Raw genomic sequence first — 20,181 nt, 5'->3', positions numbered from 1 at the left:
GCCGTGTAGCAGAACGGCGGGCGCAGGCACAGCGGGCGGGGCGCCGAGGGCGCAGCGCGTGCGGCGGCGCCCCGAGGGCGCAGCGCGTGCGGCGGGGCCCCGAGGGCGCAGCGCGTGCGGCGGGACGGCGCGGGCGCCCCGATGCTAGGGTCGGCGCGTCGCGGCGGGTCGACAGGAGGCGGCATGGACGAGGCAGTGGACGTGGCGGCGCGCGTGGCGGTTCGGCTCGGGGCGATCCCGGGCGTGGTGGCGGTCGTGCTGGGCGGATCGCGCGCTCGAGGCGCGGGCCACCCGGACTCGGACGTCGACCTGGGCATCTATTACGAGCCCGAGAGCCCGCCCGACCTCGCGGCGCTGCGCGCGCTCGCGCGGGAGCTCTGCGCGGGCGGCGCCGAGGGCGACGTGGCGCCGCTCGCGCGGGAGCTCCACACGAGCGCCGCCGAGGACGTCGTCACGCCGCCCGGCGCGTGGGGGCCCTGGATCAACGGCGGCGCGTGGCTCGAGATCGAGGGGCACCGGGTCGACTGGCTCTACCGGGATCTCGCGCGCGTGCGGCGCGTGATCGCGGAGTGCCGGGCGGGGCAGGTGACGTGCGACTACCAGCCCGGGCACCCGCACGGCTTCCTCAGCGCCAACTACCTGGCCGATATCCACGACTGCCGGCCGCTCTTCGATCCGGCGGGCGCGCTGGCTCCGCTGAAGGCGCTCGTGACGCCCTATCCGCCGGCCCTGCGGAGGGCGCTCCTCGAGATGTTCCTGTGGGAGGCCGGCTTCGCCATCGACACAGCGAAGAAGGCCGGGCGGCGCGGCGACGTGTTCTACGTGAGCGGCTGCCTGTTCCGCGCGGCGGCCTGCCTGGTGCAGGCGCTGTTCGCGCTGAACGAGCGCTACCTCTCGAACGAGAAGGGAGCCCTGCCGAGGACGCGGTCGCTCTCGCAGTGCCCCCAGGGCTTCGCCGACAGGGTGGAGGCGACGCTCGCGGCGCCCGGCGAGGGCGCGGAGGCGCTGCTCGCGCGCCTCGGGCGCATGGAGGCGATCGCGCTCGAGGTGCGCGACCTGTGCCGCCGCGACGGGCCGAGCTGCTAGCATCGGCCGCGACGATCGCGGAGGGCGCCGCGGCAGCGGGCCCGGCGGCGGCGCGTCGAGCGAGGACGAGGAGCCATGGAGTCGATCAAGCTGGAGCACGGTCCGTCGGAGGAGCAGCTGGCGAAGCTCGGGGCGCGCGGCTGGCCCATCTGGACGAAGGAGGTGTCGACCTTCCCGTGGCACTACGACGAGCGGGAGATCTGCTACCTGCTCGAGGGCGACGTCCTCGTGACGCCCGCGGAGGGCGGCGGCGCGCCGGTGCGGATCCAGGCGGGGGATCTGGTGACGTTCCCCGCGGGGCTGAGCTGCACCTGGGAGGTGCGCTCGCCGGTGCGGAAGCACTACCGGTTCGGCTGAGCGGGGGTCGCGGCGCCGAGATCCCCCCGCGCTCTGTCTCAGAGCACCAGACACTGCACCAGCTCTTGTTTCTATTTACTTGGAAGAAGTGCTTGCGCCGATGCTTCGACATTATTAGAAGTAAGGTGTGCCGTCGACGCTCGAGCGCCACGCCGAACAGCTCGCCGCGCTGGGTCACCCCGTGCGGCTGGCGGTCCTGCGCTTCGTGGTACAGGCCGGCGCGGAGGGCGCCTCCGCCGGCGACATCCAGGCGCATGTCGGACTGGCCGCTTCGACGCTGAGCCATCACCTGAAGCGGCTCGTCGATGCCGGCGTCCTGAGGACACGCGGGGAAGGGACGTTTCACTACTACAGCGCCGACTACGAGGCGCTCCGTGTCCTCACAGCGTACCTGTGGGAGGACTGCTGCAAGCGCGGCAAGGGTTGCTGCTGATTTTTTTTGCCCCTCTAGTTCGATATTTTTGGAAGGAGAGCACGCGATGAATGTCCTCAAGCCTCATATTTCCCTCAACGTCGCCAACATCGACGCTTCCGTTGCGTTCTACGAGAAGGCCTTCGGCGTACGCGCCACGAAGCGTCGTCCCGGCTACGCGAAGTTCGACCTCGCGTCGCCTTCCTTGAACCTCACGATGCAGGAGGCGCCGCGTACCGGCGTCAACGCGAGCCACTTCGGCGTGCAGGTGGCGAGCACCGACGATGTGCTCGAGGCCAAGAGCCGCTTCGAGGCCGCGGAGCTCAAGACCTTCACGGAGGAGGACACGGCCTGCTGCTACGCGGTGCAGGACAAGGTCTGGATCGAGGATCCCGACGGAAACTCGTGGGAGGTGTTCGTGGTGAAGGGGGACGCGGCCGTGATGGGGAGCCAGCCCAGCCAGCCCCCGATTCCCTCGAAGAGCGATGCCGCGTGCTGCGCGCCTGCGTGCTGCGTCCCGTCCAAGCTCGACGATGCCGCCGCGCGCTGATCTCGCCCGCAGGGCCGTCGCCGAGGCGCTCGGGACGGCCCTGCTGCTCGCGACCGTGGTCGGGTCCGGGATCATGGCCGAGCGCCTCGCTGGCGGGAACGTGGCGATTGCCCTGCTCGCGAACACGATCGCGACGGGGGCCGCCTTGGTGGCGCTCATCCTGACCTTCGGGTCGATCTCCGGTGCGCACTTCAACCCCGCCGTCACGCTCGCCGACGCAAGCCAGGGTGGACTCTCCTGGCGCGAGGTGCCTGCCTACCTCCTGGCCCAGGTTGCCGGCGCCTTCGCGGGCGTCGCCGTGGCTCACGTCATGTTCGGCGAGGCCCTCTTCTCGGCATCGCAACATGAGCGCTCAGGGTTCGCCCAGATGGTGAGCGAGTTCGTGGCGACGTTCGGGTTGCTCGCCGTCATCTGGGGCGGTGTCCGGAGGCGGGCCGAGGCGGTTCCTTTCGCCGTCGGCGCCTACATCACGGCCGCTTACTGGTTCACCTCGTCGACGTCGTTCGCCAACCCGGCGGTGACGCTCGCCAGGGCCGCAAGCGATACGTTCGCCGGCATCCGTCCGGCCGACGCACCGGGGTTCATCGTTGCACAGCTCGCAGGGGCGGCGGCGGCAACGCTGGCGTTTCGCTGGCTCGTTCCTGCCCTGCCCAAGGTCGCCGATCGCGTGGTCGATCGCGCGCTTCCGGAGGATATTCGATGAAGACCGTGCTCTTTGCCTGCGTTCACAACGCGGGTCGCTCTCAGATGGCGGCGGCGTGGTTCAACGCCCTCTCCGATCCCTCCAAGGCGCGCGCCATCTCGGCCGGTACGGAGCCCGGCCCGCGCGTCCATCCCGAAGTGCTCGCCGCGATGGCGGAGGAGGGGATCGATCTCTCGGCCGTGAAGCCCCAGCGGCTCACCGATGCGCTGGCCAGCCAGGCGGCGCTGCTCGTCACCATGGGATGCGGGGAGGTGTGCCCCGTGGTTCCAGGGCTGCGCCGTGACGACTGGCCCCTCGAAGACCCCAAGGGCAAGCCGGTGGAGCGCGTGCGAGAGATCCGCGACGAGGTCCGCGTGCGCGTGTCCGAGCTCGTGTCTCGCGAGGGGTGGGCTGCTGCGCGACCGGCCGAGGAAGGCTGAGGACGAGCCTCGAGCCGGCGGGCGCAGCGGCGCACCGGCGATCGCCGCCGGGCGGCGCCTCGACGCAAGGGGACTGCCGGCAACCCAGGAGGGCGATTTGGTGAGAAATTGTGGCCGCGATTTGTAATGCGTTCGCGAGAGCAAATTCGGTCTGTGGGGGATTCAAAGCGCAGGCAGACCTATGTTAGTGCACGTCTGCCCGAGGGATGGACGCCGCTCCGGCCGAGGCTGAGCTGAAAAGGCGGTACCGCGCCGGATTGGGCCGGCGCGGCATCCGGTCTCCTTCGTAGGGCCGAGGTGCGCTTTGCTGCGTTCTGCGCTGGTCATCTGTTGGTCGCACGTGGCGGCCGTCGCGATGTTCCTCCTCGCGCTCGAGCCAGCGTTCGCCGCGCAGCCGCCGCCGCGGTCGCCGCGCGTGACAGCTTTGATCAAGGAGGCAGAGGCCGCCCTGGAGCGGCTCGACGTCGCGCGCGCTCGCGACCTGTGGGCGCAGATCTACGATATCGAGCGATCCACGGTGGGGATCTGCCAGCTCGGGCAGCTCGACCGCCGACTCGGGCGCTGGGTGGACGCCGTGGTGGAGCTCACGCGGTGTGTGCAGGAGATGCGCCCGCCGGCCACGCCCAGGGAGCGGCGGCTCTACGAGACGCGGCACGCGGACCTGGCGGCGGCGCGGCTCGAGGTGGCGCAGCTCCACGTGTTCGCGCCCGCGGGGGCGGCGCCCGTGCTCGTGGACGGGCGCCTCGTGGACGAGAGCGGTCAGATCTACGTCGCGCCCGGGCAGCATGAAATCACGACGATGTTGCCGGATGGCCGCAATGCACGCTCCATGGTGCACATCACCGCGAGAGAATCGCGCGTTGTCCTTTTGAGCGCGGAACCGGCGAGCGTGCGTTCGGTCGCTCCGTTGAAGGCGACGCCGGCGGGCGCGCCGGTACGGCCAGCAAGCCCCCCGGCCCCGTGGCTGCTTTATACGGGGTCCGCTGCGTCTGGCGCGCTCCTGGTGTCGGGGATTGTGCTGCACATCGTGGCATCGACTGAGAACAGCGCTCTGAGGGCCGAGATGTGCAGGCTCGAGTGGGAGGAGAACAGCGAGACGCGAAGCGCGATGCGCGCTATCGATGTAGAGCAGCACCTCAGCACGGCAGCCCTCGTCGCTGGTAGCGTGTTGGGGGCCGCGACGCTGGCGATCGCGGTGCTGCCGAGCGGCCCTCAGGTCCGCGCAAGCGCGGGCGGCGCGGAGGTGCGGTTCTCGTGGTAGAGCCTGGTACCGTCTGGGAAGGGCACCGGATCCTCAGCGAGGTTCATAACGGCATGGTCCGCACGTTCCTCGCTCAACAGGTAGGTGGTGAGGGCGCCACCGTCTGGCTGCACTTGCGCGAGGGCCAGACGATCGACCGGACGGCCTTCGCTTCGGAGCTCCAGCGCTTGCAGGAAGTCGGACGAGCGGTCCCGCAGTTGGAGTCTGTGCTCTACGGAGATGCGGGCGGCGTCTCTGCCTGGGTCGCGTGCAAGCGAAGTCATGGGATCAGCATCAGAGATGCCACGCGCGGTGCCGATCTCGGAGCCACCGCGCTGCACATGTTGATCGAGATTGCCCTGGCGATCCAGCGGTGTCACGCGCTGGGCTGGTGCCATGGGGCGTTTGGTCCAGACCGCGTGTTCATCACGTCGAATCGGGATTACAGCATCAGCCAGTTCGGCCTCGTCCGGCTGTTCCGGATCGAGCCGCACGAGGCCGCGCTGGAGCCGCTCGTTGCGCCTCCTGAGCTCCTTCGCGGCGACCGGGTGGGGCCCCGGGCTGACGTCTACGGCCTCGGGACCCTGCTGTACGAGCTCGTCTGTCGTCGCCCGCTCGACGTCGGCCACTCAGGTGTGTTGGGGGCACAACGGGTTAAGCCTGCGATCCCCATCGACATTCCGCTTGCCGTGGCTGCCGCCATCGAGATGGCTTTGGAAGAGGAGCCGCGCAATAGGTACAGGAACGTCGACCACTTCATCACGGTGCTCGAGGGCCTCGCGGATGCATGGCCCACGCTGGACCGGGCACCGTGCGGGAGCGAAGAGCACGCCCCCGTCACCGGCGCGGCGCCGTCGACCTTGCGCAGCTCCCATCTGGAGAGTCCGTGTGCGCCAGGGCCAGTGACAGAAGCGTCGGGCACCCGGCCGTCCGAGAGAAGGCCGTCGGCGGCGCCATCGAATGAGGATGAGCTTCTGCTGTTGCAAGTCCCTCCGCTTGACGTGCCATCGCCGACGGCGCCCGCATCGAAGGAGCCCGTCCTGCCGCCGCTCTCCCTCGGCCGAGAGCCTGGGCGAGAGCTCATGATGATCGGGAGCGGCCCTGGCGGTACGCCGCCCCGGAAGCTCGCGAGCCGCGTCGCCGTTTTGCTTGCTGCGACAGCCGCGCTATGCGCAGGCGCTCTCTGGCTTGCGCGCCCGACTACGATGGCGCTCCGCGCGGAGAAGCTGGAGACGGTGCTGGTGGAGCGGGTATCGCCGCTGCGCGAGCAGCAGCGTTTACCGTCGCCGGAAGGTTCGGCGAGGGCCGCCCCGACGGAAGCGGATAGCCGCCCGCGTGTTGCGCTCTCGCAGCGAGCAGGCGCGACGGTGAAGGCCGAACGGCGCCGGCCGTACTGCGAGGGCGGCGATTTCAGCTGTGGTCCTGCGTTGTATTAGGAGGGCTTCTGTCGATGCGATGCGTTCTTCTGTTCATCGCCGTGAGCGCTGGGGTAGGTTGCGCCCCAGATCGCGACTGCCCCGGTCGAGGTCCCCGTGAGGGATACCCAGCCGTGTGGCTCTGGAAGGGTACGCAGAACGAGGCGCACGACTGCGCGGAAGATACGGATGTCCTCTGGGACGGATGGCAGAAAGATACCTCTACCGCGCCGGAGTCGCCGACGTTCTCACGTGCTTGTGCCGGCGTTGTTCGAAGCGATATTCCGGAGGGCTATACCCTCTGTGTGATCCCCAGCCTGGTGGATGATGTCTGCTGGGAGGGATACGAGGACAGAACAACGTATGTTGAAGAGGATGGAGAAGAACACGAGATGTGCTGCACCCCCAGGGGGACGCCGCCGACGGTGACCGCTCAAAGCTACGACGGATGCACGACATGAGCGACGGGGGCGCTGGCGTCCTCAGGCGTGCTTGTCGGCTCCTGTTCTGGGGTGCTGTCAGCGCCTCGAGCAGCGGGTGCATCCCCGATCCCGAGGTTGCGGGGAAGGTCACCGTCTCGCGGGGCGGCGAAGCGCTGGTGATCGACACCGGCGACGACGGTACGAGGGCCGTGGACGCAAGCGACGATGTTTCAGGGTGGTGCATCGTGCGCGATCAAGGTGAGCTGAGCGTGGCGGTCGCGAAGGATGGCGCGTCGCTTTCCTTCTTCGACGTGATGGACGAGCCCGGCTCGCCTCACACATCCGCGAAGATCGACGGAGAACTGTACCAGGGGGCTTGCGAGATCATCATCGAGGGTCTGCAAGATGACCCGTACGAGGCCGACGTGTCGGCGGGGCCGTGCGACCTGATCCGGCTCTTCGACGGTGCAAAGGCGCGCCTGGAGACGGCGGTCTTTCACGTCTCGGACTGCAGCGGGGCCGAGTAGCCGGGCGGGATCTACTGGGGCTATCGCGCCTTTTCTGGTGGTGCATTCCCTGCCAGCGCCTTGGATCGAGCGGCGCGGACCGCTGCGAGCCAGTGCGCCTGGTCCGGGTCGCTATTCCACGGCGGGGCGTTTCGGTAGAGTGTGTCCCAACACACGCGCGCTGCCGCTTCAGCCGTCTCGATATCGCTCTCGTCGTCGGCCGCGTCGTCAATGCGGTCCGCGAACGCACGCCCAGATCCTCGAAGCTCGACTTCCATTCTTCAGGATCCCTGGTCGAGAACAGCGCGTGGCCGATGGCCACCTCGCGCACGACGCGGGGTACGAAGGACTTCGTCTCCCCCAGCGAAGGGTTCATGAGCAATCTCCGGGTTGACCGCACGTGGGGTCGGTGGGCTCTACGCCCGTCAAGGTCATACCTTCCAGAAGATTCGGCCCGCCGCTGCGGGCTCGACGCTGACACCCGACCACGCGAGCGTCGTGATGAAGCGGACACCGCACGTCGCCACGATCGCCACATGCTGCGTCGATAGATAGGCCGCGCCGGCCTCCATGGCCGGGAAGAACCCAAGATACCGCAGGCACAACCCCCATGCGTTGCATACAGGGATGCGCCCGAAGTCGAGCCGCGCCGCGAGCTCGAACGACAGGGGCGCACGGAACGGCCTGCCCCGGACGGCCGCGGTGGGGCCGGTCAGCACGCCGAGCCAGCGCGCGTCGCCGCCCAGACCGAAGAGGCCCACGTCGGCGCCGATGCCGATGTCCACGGCGTTGCGGACAGGCCATCGGCGCAAGCCGGTGACCGACGGCATGATGCCGCCCGTCGCGCGCGTGGCACGCGACCCCAGCACGACGTAGGTCGCCTTGACGTCGATCTCCCAGCGCGGCGGCGCGCCCTCTTCCGCCCGCGCGACCGCGGGCAGAAGCGACAGCGCGACGAGCCCGGCGCGCGACCCCCTCCGAGCACTACCTGCCCATCGCCCGTGGACCATCGTCGGCCTGCGCCTTCCTTCGAGCGGCGCGGACCGCCGCGAGCCAGTGCGCCCGGTCGGGGTCGCTGTCCCATGACGGGGCGTCCCGGTAGAGCGCATCCCAGTATTCCCATACTGCTGCTTCGGCCGTCGCCGGCTCGCTCTCGCCCTCGGGGGCGTCCTCGACGCGGTCCACGAGAGAATACCAGGGTTCCTTGGCGAAGGTGCCCACGCTACGCCACGGTCCAGCAGGCTCGCTGCCGAAGCGCCCATCGCTGCTCTGGAGATAGCCTTCATAGGCGCTCTGCGCCAGGGCAGTTCGCCGGCGGTTGTTGACCCACAGAATGCACGTGTCACGGTACAGCGCTGCCCAGAGGCGGTCCTCCTCCGGCACGTCATCTCGCCATGCGCTCGCATACAGCGCTCGCAGCTCATGCTCGCGTGCCGCAAGCTTCTTCGCATCGTCCGGAACCGGCAGCGCCCTGAGGGCCCGCTCGCGCGTGGCGCTCGGACCGGGAAGCGCAGGCGCCGCAATCTCCCAGATCGCGGGAGGCTCCAGCATCGGGTGGATGGGCCTCGTCAGCGTCCTCGGTCTCCCGCGGCGTCCGATCCGAAAACCCCTTCGGAAGGCGCGGAGCGCGTCGACTCGGTGTTCCTGGGGCGTGTCGTCGGATGTCAGCGTTTGCCAGAGATAGCTCCTGTGGAGTCGCGACGTCGGATCCTCCGCCGCACGCTCGCTCGCGCCGGGGCGCACCTGTTTGGCGGCCTCGATCATGGCAAAACAAGCGCTTTTGACGGCCTCCAGCAGCATGGGCCAGGGTGGCGCGGGCTCTCCGCCGAAGCGGCCATGGCGGCTCTGGAGATCCGCCGCATTCGCCTTGTAGTCGGTGTCAGCGTGTCCGGAATCGTCAATCCACCTGCTGAATTTCTTGCGGTACGGATCTGCCCATTCGCTGTCTTCCTCGGGCAGGCCATCGTCCCATGCCTCTGCGCACAGCTGGCCGAGATTCTCGAGGTGCCATTTCCAGAGATCGGGTCTCTTGGTGGTAAACAGGCCGTATCCGTAGCCTGCCTCCTGCACTGCGAGCATTCCAGGGCGCTTCGCCAGCCACCTCACGGCCGATCTCCCGGCTGTCCGCCCGTCGGGTCCGTGGGCTGTCCGCCTGTCGGGTCCGTGGGTGTGGGCGGGCATCCCCAGCCTGGTCCAGCGCCGAGCGGGCAGAGGAGAGGGACGAGCCGAGGAAAGGCCCATCCAGGGGGCGGAGCGGGTAGCGCGATCAGGGTATTGATGATGTCGTCTGTGTCGACCGCGTCGGGGTCCGTCAGCTTGGCCGGTACCTTGTCCGGTTCGTAGCGGAAGTCCCATACGAACCGGCACTCGACGGTCGCTCCGCCCGGGATCGGCAGGCTATTCATGAGGTCGGTTTTTCTGATTTGACGCTGCAGCGCTTCCCATTCGTCCTTGCACATCAGGTAGGTCACCAAGAAAGGTTCCTCGATGAGACAGGTGCGCATGTCTTGGACAATATAGGACGGCTCCTGGTCGGCCCACTCGGTCCACTGACCGCCAGCTTGGTAGCGGCACTGGAGTTTGCCCATTTGATCTCCCGGTGGCCTGCCCTGAAGCCAGTCGAGGGCCGCGGCGTTCATGGCTAACCTCGTGAGCCTCGATATTTCTTCGAGTGGCATTGCCGCGATCTGGTGTCTCAGCTCATCGCGATCGCTGGGATCCACGATGGAGCAGCCGCAGGCAAACACGACGAGCAGAACGCCGCGCCGATGATTCATCGGTTTCCCCTCCCCTGGTTCACCGATCCACGTACCCGTAGACGGTGGCCGACCTTACCCGCGGTCGCCACCGCCGGTCAAGCCGTGACGGGCCACCAGGAGGACAGTGCCTGGCGCCCAAGCGCCGCCGCTGGCCGGGGCTTCGCCTTCGAAGAAATGGCAGTGACAGTGCCGATACATTTGCCGAACATCGGTTCTCCAGGCCGGGGAAACATCCCGACCCTCACCAGCACCGCAGCTTTGAGCCATTCTTTCGAGCGCGGCTCCGCGAACACCCGCGTCACTCCGTCGTGGTCGAAATCGCGCGAATTCGGCGCCGTCCACCGCGGAACGCCGGCTCCCTCCGCGGACCTCGACGCATAGGTACTCCGATCCTACACGGACGATAGCCTTCCGGCCTCCGATATCGTCCCAGGCGTAAGTGTCGGGTTTGGGGCGATGGTGCCACTCTGGCGTGGGGGTGAAGCGCGGTCCTCTCTTGCCCGTGCGAGCTCGCTCAGGAACAGCGACGCCCGCAGGTGCGCATCGGGAAGGCGCGGCGCGGGGACTGGGCGCGCGGATGGCTTGATGCTCACCGCCTCTCCATGGAATCCTGCGCGCATGAAGCTGCTCCTGAAGGCTGTGGCGGTCGCTGCGGTCGCCGTGATCGCCCTTGGCTGCTCGATCGTGGACCCCGACGATCGCGACGAACTCAGACGACGGATCGCGGCGCTGCCGGCCGATGTGCTATCGGACTTGCAAAAAAGGAAATTGAACACCAATGCGCTGAAGTGGCTGCTGACCTACAAGAAAGACCGCAACGATCAGGTGGGCAAGCTCCAGTGCCGGTTGAAGGCCGGCGGCACCTGGAGCGGCTGGAACGACCAGGAGCCGACGTACACCGTCGAGGACTTGATCCAGTGTCTCCTTGGAGGAGGACATATCCCCGTGACCTACACGATGTGTGCCGACGAATTTCAAGGGCGGGGCAATGCAGCCATGAATCTCAAGATCCTGCACGAGGAGCAGGTGCCGGGCGTGACGCAAGTCGAGTGCAGGTTCGTGTGGGATTTTCGTTACGAGCCGGAGAAGGTGCCGTCCGACCTGACGAACCCCAGATCGATCACAGTCGATGAGCTGATCGACTGGCTTATCTCACTCCCGGCGCCGCCTCCGGGATTTGCTGCCCCTCAGCTCGTCCCGCTCCTCTGCCCGCTCGGCGCTGGACCAGGCTGGGGGTGCCCACCTCGGCCGACAGACGTTCCGGGCGAGCAACCCACCGACCCGACGGGCGGTGAGCCAGGGGATCATCCATGAAGCTCAAAACGTCGCGCGTGTGTTTCCTCATGCGGCGCATCGATGTCGAGGCGGGCACGGCGAGTTGCCTATTTTCGGCCCAGGAACTTTGGGGTCGGAACATGGACCTCGAGTTTCTGGGCAGGCTGTGCGCCGAAGCATGGCACGACGACCTGCCCGAGGCGGACCGCGCATGGGCCGAGGCGCATCGCGAGAAATTCGGGAGGTGGGTCGACGATTCACGGCCCGAGGCCATCCGCCCGAGGGTGGACGCGGGCTCTCGCGAGAGCCTCACGGGCAGGTTCGGCAAGGAGCCCGCTCCGCCGTGGCCGATGCTGCTCGAAGCCGTCAAGAGCGCGTTTTTTGCCTTCGTCGTCGACTTCGGGCAGACGCTCGCGGGCGAGGGCGAGGGCGAGGGCGCGACGGGCGATCCGACAGCGCGCCTCCACCGGACGTCCGTCTGGCGGGCGCTGGCGGTCGACGACGCCCCCGAGGTGGACCGGCCCTCGGCGCTCCGCGCCTTTCGGAGGGGGTTTCGGCGCGGGCGCCGCGGGCTCCCGAGATCCATGACGAGGCCCATCCGCCCGGTGGTGGATGTTGCGCGGTCCTGGACGTTTAGGGCGCCTCCTCTCCCCGGACCGAGCGCGGCGCGCAACCGAGCCCTCGCGGACGCGTTGCGTCACACAACGGTTCTCAAGGAGTCGGCGGTGCTCCTGCAGGAGCTGCGCGATCTCTATGCGAGCGCCTGGCGAGACGACGTGCCGGAGGAGGACCGCGAATGGGCCGAGTCCTACCGCCACTCCTGCGTGGACGAGGTCAACCGTCGCCGGCGAGACGCCGTGGCCCAGAGCGCGTACGAGGGCTATCTCCAGAGCAGCGACGGGCTCTTCGACGGAGAGCCCGCAAGGCCGTGGGCGAACCTGAGAGGCTACGACTCGGACCCATGGCGTGCTCTCGTGGATGCCGTCGAGGACGCGCCCGAAGGCGAGAGCGAGCTCGCGACCGCCGAGGCGGCAGCGCGCGAATTCTGGGACTCGCTCTACCGGGAGCCCCCGCCGTGGGACAGCGACCCGGCCAAGGTGCACTGGCTCGCGGCGGTCCGCGCCGCGCGACGAAAGGGGCTGTCCGGCGATGCTCCGCCGGACGGGGGGGCATAGCGCTCACGGACTCCCATTTGTCTTTGGTACGGAACTGCCGCTCCCTCCGCCCCGGGTCTCGACTAAAATAAGACCCCATGCGCTTTTTTCATCGCTCCGGTGGGATCGTTTTCTCCATGAAGAGCGCTCGCGCGCTCGCGCGCGCCGCCGGGGTGCTCGGCGCCGTGTCCTGCGCGGCGTGCGCCGCAGACCCCGAAGCCCCGCCGCCCGAGATCTCCGTCGGCACGGTCGATAACACGGACGCCGTGCTCGCCCTCGTGCGCGGCGAAGGCTCGGTCACGCTCTACGTTTGCGGCGGCGTGAGCAGCTACGCGACCATGACCCGATGGTTCGAGGGAACCGAGGACCCGAGCGGCGCGTTCTCGCTCGAGAGCGACGGGTGGACGGCGACCGCCGATGCGGGCGGGGAATCCGGCCGGCTGCGCACGCCCGAGGGCGCGGAGCTCGCCTTTCGCGCGCGGCCCGCGGCGCTCGACCGCATCGAGGGCCTCTACGCGGCTGTCGACGGCGGCTGCCGCACCGGCGCCGTCGTCTTCACGCCCGACGACGCCGAAGCGCCGGCGCTCCAGGGCACCTGGTGCGGCGCCGGCGATCTCTATGCCCAGGTGACGCCGATCCGCCCGCTGTCGGTGCTCGATCGGCATGGGATCGAGGTGCAGGTCGAGCTCAGCGGCGCACGGAAGAAGCTGCTCGTGACCCCGCTCGTGCGACCCTGAGCCCCCGCCGCATCTCCGCCGTCCCGCCCTATCTCCGCCGTTGCGCCGCATCTCCGCCGCCCCACCGCGTCTCAGCCCTCCCACCGCGCCCGTCCAGACGCAGCCCCGTCGTCCGCCCGCTCTGGCGTTGAATCCAGCTCCCGTCCGATCGAAGGTCGGCGCATGGCGGACGCAGCTCGGCCGCGGAGGCGGCACCTTGCCCTGCCCGCGTCGCGCTTCATCGGCCGGGAGGGCGAGCTCGCCGCGATCGCCGGGCTGCTCCGGCGCGGCGAGCGGCTCGTCACCGTCTGGGGCCCGGCCGGCATGGGCAAGACGCGGCTCGCCCTGGAGCTCGCCAGCCGCTGGGCCGAGGCGCAGGCCGGCGAGGCCGTGTGGCTCTGCGAGCTCACCGCATGCCGCGACCTGCGCGCCGTCTGCGGCGCTGTCGCGCGCGCGATCGGGGCGCAGGTCGCGGCGGGGCGCCGGGAAGCGACGCTCGTCGAGCGGATCGGCCGCGCCCTCGCGACCGAGGGGCCGGCGCTGCTCGTGCTCGACAACCTGGAGCACGTGCTCGAGCAGACCGCGCCGGCCCTCGATGCATGGGTGCGCGCGGCGCCCGAGCTCCGCTTCCTCGCGACGTCGCGCGAGCGCACCCGCCTGGCAGGCGAGATCAGCTACGAGCTCGGCCCCCTCGGCCTCCCCGCGGAGGGCTCGACCGAGCGCAGCGCGGCCGTGGCGCTCTTCCTCGATCGCGCCGCGGCCCACCGCGCTTCCGCGCCGCCGCCGCCGCCCGGCGACGAGCACCTCGCCGACGTCGCCGCGCTGGTGCGGCGGCTCGAGGGCATCCCGCTCGCGATCGAGCTCGCGGCGGCGCGCGAGGGCGTGCTCGGCGTGCGCGGCCTGCTCGCGCGGCTCGGGAGCCGGCTCGACCTGCTCGCGGGCGCGGCGCGCGGGAGGGAGGCGCGGCAGGCGACGCTGCGCAGCGCGATCGAGTGGTCGTGGGACCTGCTCGACGACCGCGAGCGACGGGCGCTCGCCTGCTGCTCCGCCTTCCACGGGCCGTTCACGCTCGCGGCGGCCGCCGCCGTGCTCGCGGAGCCCGACGCCGCCGTGATCGATCGGATCGAGGCGCTGCGCGACAAGTCGCTGCTCCGCGCGGCGCCCCCGAGGAGCGACGGGGCGACGCGCTTCGCGCTCTACGAGGTGGTGCGAGAGCTCGCCGCCGAGAAGCTCGCCGAGCGCGGAGAGCGCGAGGCCGCGATCGAGCGGCACGCGGCGTTCTACCTGGTCGCCGGCGAGGCGGCGGCCGCGGACTTCGAGCGTCGGGGCGCGCTCGACGCGCTCAACCACATCGCCGGCGATCTGGAGGAGCTGCTCGCCGTCGCCGAGGGCGCGCTCGCCCTGGCGACGGCGCCGCGCGCCGGAGCCTCGGCGGCGGCCGAGCGCGCGCTGCGGGCGCTCTGCGCCATCGAGCCCGTGCTCAGCACCCGCGGGCCGTTCGGGGCGCAGCTCGAGCTGCTCGACCGCGCGCTCGCGGCGGCCGAGGCGCTCGCGGCAGAGCCGCGCGTGGTGGCCCGCGCGCTCGCGGCGCGGGGGCGCGCGCGGCGGCTCCGAGGGCAGGCGGAGGCCGCGCTCGAGGACCTCGAGCGCGCCCGCGCGCAGGCGGCGGCGCTCGGGGCAGAGGCGCTCCTCTCGGGGATCCTCGCGGACCTCGGCGTGCTCCACCACGGCCGGCGCGACATGGAGCGCGCGCGCGACCACTACGCGCAGGCGCTCGCGCTCCACCGCGCCCTCGGCGACCGCCGCGCCGAGGGGCGGGTGCTCGGCAACCTCGGGGCGCTCCACCACGACGAGCGCCGGGAGGCCGAGGCCGCCGCCTACTACGAGCACGCGATCGCGATCGCGGCGGAGATCGGCGACGGCCGGATGGAGGGCATCTTCTCGACGAACGCCGGCCTGCTCGAGCAGGAGCGCGGGGCGCCCGCGCAGGCGCGCCGGCGCTACGAGCGCGCCGCCGCGATCCTCGGCGAGGTGGGCGATCTCCGGCTGCTCGCGATCACGCTCGGCAACCTCGGCGCGCTCCACCACGAGGAGGGGCGCCTCGCCGATGCGCGCGCGTGCCACGGCCGCGCGGTGGGGCTGCTGCGCGAGGTCGGGGACCGCCGCTCCGAGGGGATCGCCCTCTGCCGCCTCGGGGCGGCGCTCGCGTCGGTCGGCGCGGTGGACGAGGCGCGGCGCGCGATCGAGCCCGCGGAGCGGCTGCTCGCGCAGCTCGGGGACGAGCCCGACGTGGAGCTCGCGCGGGTGGCGTCCGGCTTCGTCGACCTGGCGCTCGCCCAGGCGGCGCGCCGCGCGGGGCGGGGGGAGGAGGCGGCGGCGCACGCGGGCGCGGCGCGGCGCAGGATCGCGCGCGCCCGGGAGGGATCGCCGTCGAGCGCGAGCCGATCCGACGATGTGCGGTTGCTGCTCCGGATCCTGGAGCGCAGCCTGGCGGCGCTGGGCGGCCTGCCCGAGGCGCGGGCGGAGGGCGAGCGCGAGCTCCTCCTGACCGAGGGGGCGCGCTTCGTCCGCCCGCCGGGCGGCGGCTGGCACGACCTGCGCGAGCGCCACGCGGCGCGGCGCCTGCTGCACGCGCTGGCCGAGCAGCAGCGGTGCGCGCCGGGGCGAGGGCTCTCCCTGGCGGCGCTGAAGGAGGCGGGGTGGCCGGGCGAGCGGATCTTGCCGGAGGCGGCGGCGAACCGGATCTACGTGGCGATGAACCAGCTGCGGAAGCTCGGGATGAAGCCGTGGCTCCGGAGAGACGCAGAGGGGTACTCGCTGGATCCGGCGCTGCCGGTCCACTACGTCGCGGTGGAGCCGGCCGCGGGGGGTACTGGTCGAATTTGAACAGGGAGGCAGGGAGAAAAAACTTAGTGAATCTCCCGTCTCCCTGTGATCTTTCCCGGGCAAAGTTGACCACCATCCGCAGCTGCGCGGCCGCGGCGCGCAGCTGTGCGGCACTGGCGCCCCTGCTGGGCGGCACTGGCGCTCTGCTGCGCGATCCAGGCGTCCCCGCTGCGCAGGCCCGGCGTTCTCCTGCGCGGCCTCCGCACCCCTCCTGCGCGCCCCTGACGCCCCTGCTGCGCGGGCCCAACGCCTTCCTGCGCAGCCTCGGCACCCCTCCTGCGCGCCTTGTTATGTGTCCTACATCACACCCGTGCGGGTCCTGCGCGGCCTCGGCACCCCTCCTGTGCGCCTTCTTGTGTGTCCTACGTTACTATTGCGTGGCTCCTACGCAGCCCCGCCGCCCCTCGTGCGCCGCCTCAGCGCCCTCCTGTGCGTCCGACGTGCCCTCCTGCGCACGCATCAACGTGAGCTACGCAACGTTTGCCCCTCCTGCGCATGCCTCCGTGGGATCCATGGTGCGCCTCGCGACGGGAGCGCCGCGATCTCCCCTCTGGCCAGAGAGCCCAGGGTGGACCGAGGCGCTTCTCGATCATCCGCCCTTCCGTCCGGAGGGGCGCATACCCCGACAAGGAGGCAATGTTTCCTAACTCGACGGAGGCATCGGTACATCCTGTAGAGCGTCAGTAAAAGTTACTGTCGCTTGACACATCCCCACCCCGCCCCGCGAGCACCCTCTCCGCGGGCCTGCGAAATGGATGAGAGAGCAAGGGCGACGGCGCCGCGGGGACGAGCGCGCGAATCGCTTTAAGAGGGGATTAAGGGGCGATCCTCGGGCGGGGACGTAGCCTGCTGCGCGGAGGTCACGCCATGCGCATTATCACTTCTGTCCTGTTGTTCCTCGCCCCTGCCATCATCCTCGCCGGATGCGGTGAGAGCCGTGAGGCCGATCCGCCCGTCAATTCGAGCGGCGCTCATGGCGCTGGATCGGGAGGATCCGGCGGTGACGGCGTGGGGGGTTGGGGCGGCGGCGCGGGTGAGGGCGGCGGTCCGGGTGAAGGCGGCGGCGCGGGTGAGGGCGGCGGCGCGGGTGAGGGCGGCGGCGCGGGTGAGGGCGGCGGTCCGGGTGAAGGCGGCGGCTCGGATGGCCGCGGTGGAGGAGAGCCGTCCGGCGAGCCGGTGGATTGCACGAACCTACCCCACTTCGCGGCCGGCAAGCAGCCGGTGGTGTTCCTCCACGTGGCTCCCGGCGGGACGGACGCCGCGGGGTGCGGGACGGAGGAGGCACCGTGCTCGACCCTCGCCGCGGCCGTGAGCGCGGCGACTCCGGGGACGGCGGTGCGGATCCACGCCGGAACGTACGAGCCCGAGCAGATCAGCGACGTCGCCGGCACCGCCGAGGCGCCGATCTGGATCGGCGGTGCACCGGGGGAGGAGCGGCCGGTATTCGTCGGTGGGGACCCGGTCCTGCACTTCTCGCGGCTGCACCACGTGGTGATACACGACCTCGAGATCACCCAGACCTTGCCTACCAGAGACGTCCCCGCGCTCATCGTCGATGACGGCGAGGCATACGCCGATCCGACAGCGACGCAATTCGTCGCTGTCGAGCGCGTGTCCGTACGCGACATCTACACGTATTACGCCAAGGCTGTGCGCTTGGCCGGACTCCACGACTTCTGGCTGCTGGACAGCCAGTTCATCGACATGGACACGACTGAAGGGCTCGAGATCATGGGGTCGCACCGCGGCGTGGTCGCCGGCAATGCGCTCGGCAACGGCGTCGTGATCGGGGGCGGCAGCTCGGACGTCGAGATCCGCAACAATCGCATCTTCGATGTCATCGGGGGCTACGGGGTCCAGCTCGGCACGATCGTGTCGCCCGAGCAGTTTCGCCCGCCGGTCGCGCCGGGGGCCGACATCATCGAGGTGCAGGACGTACGCGTGCTCGGAAACCTGATCGTGGCGCCCGGCGTGGCGGTCTCTTTCAACGGCTGTGTGGGGTGCCTGGTCGCCAACAACACCATCGTGTTCCCGAACCACAGCCTGCTGTCGTTCTTTCCCGGGTCGGGAAGCGTGGGCGAGAACCCCAGGGTTCGGACGACGGCGGACAATCGCTTCGTCAACAACATCACGTACTATCGCCGCAGCGACGTCGGGGCGAAGGAGTATTCCCCGTCGTTCCCGACGCTGGCGACGAATTCATTGCACACGAACCTGTGGTACGCGGCCGACGATCCGGAGGCGTCGAGTCCGGTCGGGTCGCCGCTCACGGACGACGGCTCGATGGCGGGGATCGATCCGGGGTTCGTCGACGTCGCCGGTGGGGATTATCACCTCAAGCCGGACAGCCCCGCCGTGAGCAGCGGGACGCCGCTCGCGGCGCTGTCGACCGATCTCGATGGAGCTTGCTTCGACGACCCACCCTCGCGCGGCGCGCTTCAATAGCAGCAAGGGCGAACCTCGCCCGCAGACGATCGAGAGCCCCCGGAAACGACGGGGGGCGCGGTTCCCCGGAGGCACCGGTACGGGCGCGAGACGCGAAAGGACACCTGATGAGCGTGATGAGCCTCACCGAGGCACAGCAGAGTGAGGGCTGGAACGGCTTCCTCCTCGCGCGCCTGCCGCTCTGAGACGGACGGCTCGCCCCGAGCGTCACCCGTCCTCCTCCAACTCCTCTCCTCCACCCTCCGCCTGACCCTTCTCGGCCGCCTCGCGCGCGAGCGCACCCGCATGGATCGCCCGCACCTCATCCATCGTGCTGACGCCCTCTACAGCCTTGTCGGGCCGGTATCTCCTCACCCGCGCAGACCGCAGCGCGATCCCCCCGGGGTACCGCGGACTCGCCTGCACGTCTTCAAAGGCGACCTCGACGACGATCTCCGGCCGCACGTACACCGTGCCGGCGTCGCGGCCGATCTCGAGCTCCAGCAGCCGCTGGGTCTGCCACGCGAGCACCTCGTCGCTCATGCCCTTGAACGTCTTGCCGAGCAGGACGAAGCCCCCGGCCGAGGGATCGCGCGCCCCGAGGTGCAGGTTGCTGAGCAGCCCCCGGCGCCGGCCGGTCCCCCACTCGGCCGCGAGCACCACCAGGTCGAGGGTGCGCGCCCGCTTCACCTTGAGCCACGAGCCGCGGCGCCGCCCCGCCTCGTAGGGCGCGGCGAGCGACTTGGCGATCACGCCCTCATGGCCGCGGGCGAGCGCGTCGGCGAAGAACGCCTCGGCCTCGGCCGCCGTCGGCAGCTCGATGCGCGGGACGCGCAGCGACCTGTCGAGCACCTGCCGGAGCGCGGCGGTGCGCTCGCTGCCGGGCCGGTCGAGCAGATCCTCGCCGTCGAGGTGCAACACGTCGAAGAACAGGGCGCGCAGCGGCAGCTCGGCGCGCAGCGCGGCCGCGTCGTGCGCGCGGCCGAAGCGGCGCATCGTGACCTGGAACGGGTGCGGCGGGCCCTCCGCGCGAAAGGTGAGCGCCTCGCCGTCGAGCACGACCGAGCGGACCGGGAGCGCCCGGACGATCTCGACAATCTCGGGGACCGCCTTCGTGACCGGGCCGAGGCCGCGGCTGAAGACGCGCACCTCGTCGCCGGCCTTGTGCGCCTGCACGCGCACGCCGTCGAGCTTCCACTCCAGCGCCATCGCGCGGAGCTCGCTCAGCGCCGTCGCGACGTCGTCGGCCGACTGCGCCAGCATCGGCTGCACGGGGCGGAGCAGCTGCAGCGAGAAGCGCTGGAGGCCGAGCGCCCCCTCGAGGAGCGCAGCCTTGGCCACCTCCGCCGCATCGCCGGCGAGCATCACCGCGCGCCGCAGCGAGGCCGGCGGCACCCGCGCCGCGCGCGCCACCGCGTCGATCATGACCGGCTCGACCCGCTCCTGGCGGAGCTCGCCGGCGAGGAGCCGCGCGAAGAAGTCGCGCTCGCGATCGGTGGCGCGCGCGAACAATCCCCCCAGCGCCGCGCGGCGCGCCCCTGCCGCCCCCGGCCCCGAGGCGCGCGCGATCTCCGTGAAGACCGCGTCGGCGTCCCCCAGGGTGAGCGCAGGCTGGACGACGGAAGGAGAGGCCCGGCGGGCCTCGGCGAGCACCCCAGGCCCGAGGCCGAGCCGTCCCTGGCGCAGCCGACCGGCGAGCCAGTCGACGCCGATCTGCACCTCCGCGGGCGAGAGGCGGCGCAGTATCGCGGCGAGCGCGGCGATCTTCTCGACACGGCGAGAGAGCGCGGCGACACGCCCGGAGGTGGCGACGAAGTCGGAAACGAGCACGCGGACAACCCTACCCTGGCACCTCGA

The 20,181-nt window shown here is 70.5% G+C and carries 19 protein-coding genes; 15 read left to right on the top strand and 4 right to left on the bottom strand.

Features of this window, described 5'->3' with window-relative positions:
- Window positions 1-183: 183 nt before the first annotated feature.
- From WMF29_RS36495 to WMF29_RS36450, 10 genes are all read left to right on the top strand, one after another.
- Complete coding sequence (locus WMF29_RS36495; RefSeq protein ID WP_437324722.1) at window positions 184-1,086, top strand: nucleotidyltransferase domain-containing protein; 903 nt, start codon at window positions 184-186, stop codon at window positions 1,084-1,086.
- Between the two features lie 75 nt (window positions 1,087-1,161).
- Complete coding sequence (locus WMF29_RS36490; protein WP_437324721.1) at window positions 1,162-1,443, top strand: cupin domain-containing protein; 282 nt, start codon at window positions 1,162-1,164, stop codon at window positions 1,441-1,443.
- A gap of 127 nt (window positions 1,444-1,570) precedes the next feature.
- Window positions 1,571-1,876, top strand: a complete 306-nt coding sequence (locus WMF29_RS36485) for an ArsR/SmtB family transcription factor (RefSeq protein WP_437324720.1) — start codon at window positions 1,571-1,573, stop codon at window positions 1,874-1,876.
- A 46-nt stretch (window positions 1,877-1,922) separates the two neighbouring features.
- Entirely contained in the window at window positions 1,923-2,405 is a 483-nt protein-coding gene (locus WMF29_RS36480; RefSeq protein ID WP_437324719.1) for an ArsI/CadI family heavy metal resistance metalloenzyme, read from the top strand.
- Window positions 2,389-3,108, top strand: coding sequence for an aquaporin (locus WMF29_RS36475; protein WP_437331204.1), 720 nt, complete (start codon window positions 2,389-2,391; stop codon window positions 3,106-3,108). The genes WMF29_RS36480 and WMF29_RS36475 overlap by 17 nt, the downstream gene beginning before the upstream one ends.
- The gene (locus WMF29_RS36470) at window positions 3,105-3,527 is read left to right on the top strand and encodes an arsenate reductase ArsC (RefSeq protein WP_437324718.1); all 423 of its coding nucleotides are present in this window, start codon (window positions 3,105-3,107) and stop codon (window positions 3,525-3,527) included. Before WMF29_RS36475 ends, WMF29_RS36470 begins: the two co-directional genes overlap by 4 nt.
- 304 nt (window positions 3,528-3,831) lie before the next feature.
- Window positions 3,832-4,788 carry a hypothetical protein gene (locus WMF29_RS36465; protein WP_437324717.1) on the top strand — a complete coding sequence of 319 codons (957 nt, stop codon included), beginning with the start codon at window positions 3,832-3,834 and terminating at the stop codon, window positions 4,786-4,788.
- A 53-nt stretch (window positions 4,789-4,841) separates the two neighbouring features.
- On the top strand, window positions 4,842-6,203 hold the full coding sequence (locus WMF29_RS36460; protein ID WP_437324716.1) for a protein kinase domain-containing protein: 1,362 nt from the start codon (window positions 4,842-4,844) through the stop codon (window positions 6,201-6,203).
- A gap of 113 nt (window positions 6,204-6,316) precedes the next feature.
- The gene (locus tag WMF29_RS36455) at window positions 6,317-6,643 is read left to right on the top strand and encodes a hypothetical protein (RefSeq protein WP_437324715.1); all 327 of its coding nucleotides are present in this window, start codon (window positions 6,317-6,319) and stop codon (window positions 6,641-6,643) included.
- Complete coding sequence (locus WMF29_RS36450) at window positions 6,631-7,131, top strand: hypothetical protein (RefSeq protein WP_437324714.1); 501 nt, start codon at window positions 6,631-6,633, stop codon at window positions 7,129-7,131. Before WMF29_RS36455 ends, WMF29_RS36450 begins: the two co-directional genes overlap by 13 nt.
- A gap of 410 nt (window positions 7,132-7,541) precedes the next feature.
- On the opposite strand, the gene WMF29_RS36445 is transcribed toward WMF29_RS36450, so the two are convergent.
- Genes WMF29_RS36445 through WMF29_RS36435 form a run of 3 tightly spaced genes read right to left on the bottom strand, consistent with a single transcriptional unit; the run spans window position 7,542 to window position 9,887 of the window.
- Window positions 7,542-8,120 (bottom strand): hypothetical protein, encoded by a 579-nt coding sequence (locus WMF29_RS36445; RefSeq protein ID WP_437324713.1) that lies wholly within the window; start codon window positions 8,118-8,120, stop codon window positions 7,542-7,544.
- The gene (locus WMF29_RS36440; RefSeq protein ID WP_437324712.1) at window positions 8,095-9,189 is read right to left on the bottom strand and encodes a hypothetical protein; all 1,095 of its coding nucleotides are present in this window, start codon (window positions 9,187-9,189) and stop codon (window positions 8,095-8,097) included. Before WMF29_RS36440 ends, WMF29_RS36445 begins: the two co-directional genes overlap by 26 nt.
- A gap of 23 nt (window positions 9,190-9,212) precedes the next feature.
- Window positions 9,213-9,887 carry a hypothetical protein gene (locus tag WMF29_RS36435; RefSeq protein WP_437324711.1) on the bottom strand — a complete coding sequence of 225 codons (675 nt, stop codon included), beginning with the start codon at window positions 9,885-9,887 and terminating at the stop codon, window positions 9,213-9,215.
- A 600-nt stretch (window positions 9,888-10,487) separates the two neighbouring features.
- On the opposite strand from WMF29_RS36435, the gene WMF29_RS36430 reads away from it, so the two are divergent.
- The 5 genes from WMF29_RS36430 to WMF29_RS36410 all read left to right on the top strand — a co-directional run bounded on the left by WMF29_RS36430 (window position 10,488) and on the right by WMF29_RS36410 (window position 18,345).
- A complete protein-coding gene (locus WMF29_RS36430; protein WP_437324710.1) occupies window positions 10,488-11,183 on the top strand; it encodes a hypothetical protein in 696 nt (231 codons plus the stop codon).
- A 101-nt stretch (window positions 11,184-11,284) separates the two neighbouring features.
- On the top strand, window positions 11,285-12,319 hold the full coding sequence (locus WMF29_RS36425; RefSeq protein WP_437324709.1) for a hypothetical protein: 1,035 nt from the start codon (window positions 11,285-11,287) through the stop codon (window positions 12,317-12,319).
- 116 nt (window positions 12,320-12,435) lie between these two features.
- Window positions 12,436-13,035, top strand: coding sequence for a hypothetical protein (locus tag WMF29_RS36420; RefSeq protein WP_437324708.1), 600 nt, complete (start codon window positions 12,436-12,438; stop codon window positions 13,033-13,035).
- 162 nt (window positions 13,036-13,197) lie between these two features.
- On the top strand, window positions 13,198-15,900 hold the full coding sequence (locus WMF29_RS36415) for an ATP-binding protein (protein WP_437324707.1): 2,703 nt from the start codon (window positions 13,198-13,200) through the stop codon (window positions 15,898-15,900).
- 867 nt (window positions 15,901-16,767) lie between these two features.
- Window positions 16,768-18,345, top strand: a complete 1,578-nt coding sequence (locus WMF29_RS36410; protein WP_437324706.1) for a hypothetical protein — start codon at window positions 16,768-16,770, stop codon at window positions 18,343-18,345.
- A gap of 207 nt (window positions 18,346-18,552) precedes the next feature.
- Here the strand turns inward: WMF29_RS36410 and WMF29_RS36405 are convergent, their stop codons facing one another.
- Window positions 18,553-20,154, bottom strand: a complete 1,602-nt coding sequence (locus tag WMF29_RS36405) for an ATP-dependent DNA ligase (protein ID WP_437324705.1) — start codon at window positions 20,152-20,154, stop codon at window positions 18,553-18,555.
- Window positions 20,155-20,181: the final 27 nt, after the last annotated feature.

The sequence above is a fragment of the Sorangium sp. So ce381 genome (assembly GCF_051473845.1).
Lineage (GTDB): Bacteria > Myxococcota_A > Polyangia > Polyangiales > Polyangiaceae > Sorangium > Sorangium atrum.
This window is presented reverse-complemented; position numbering and strand designations above follow the sequence as displayed.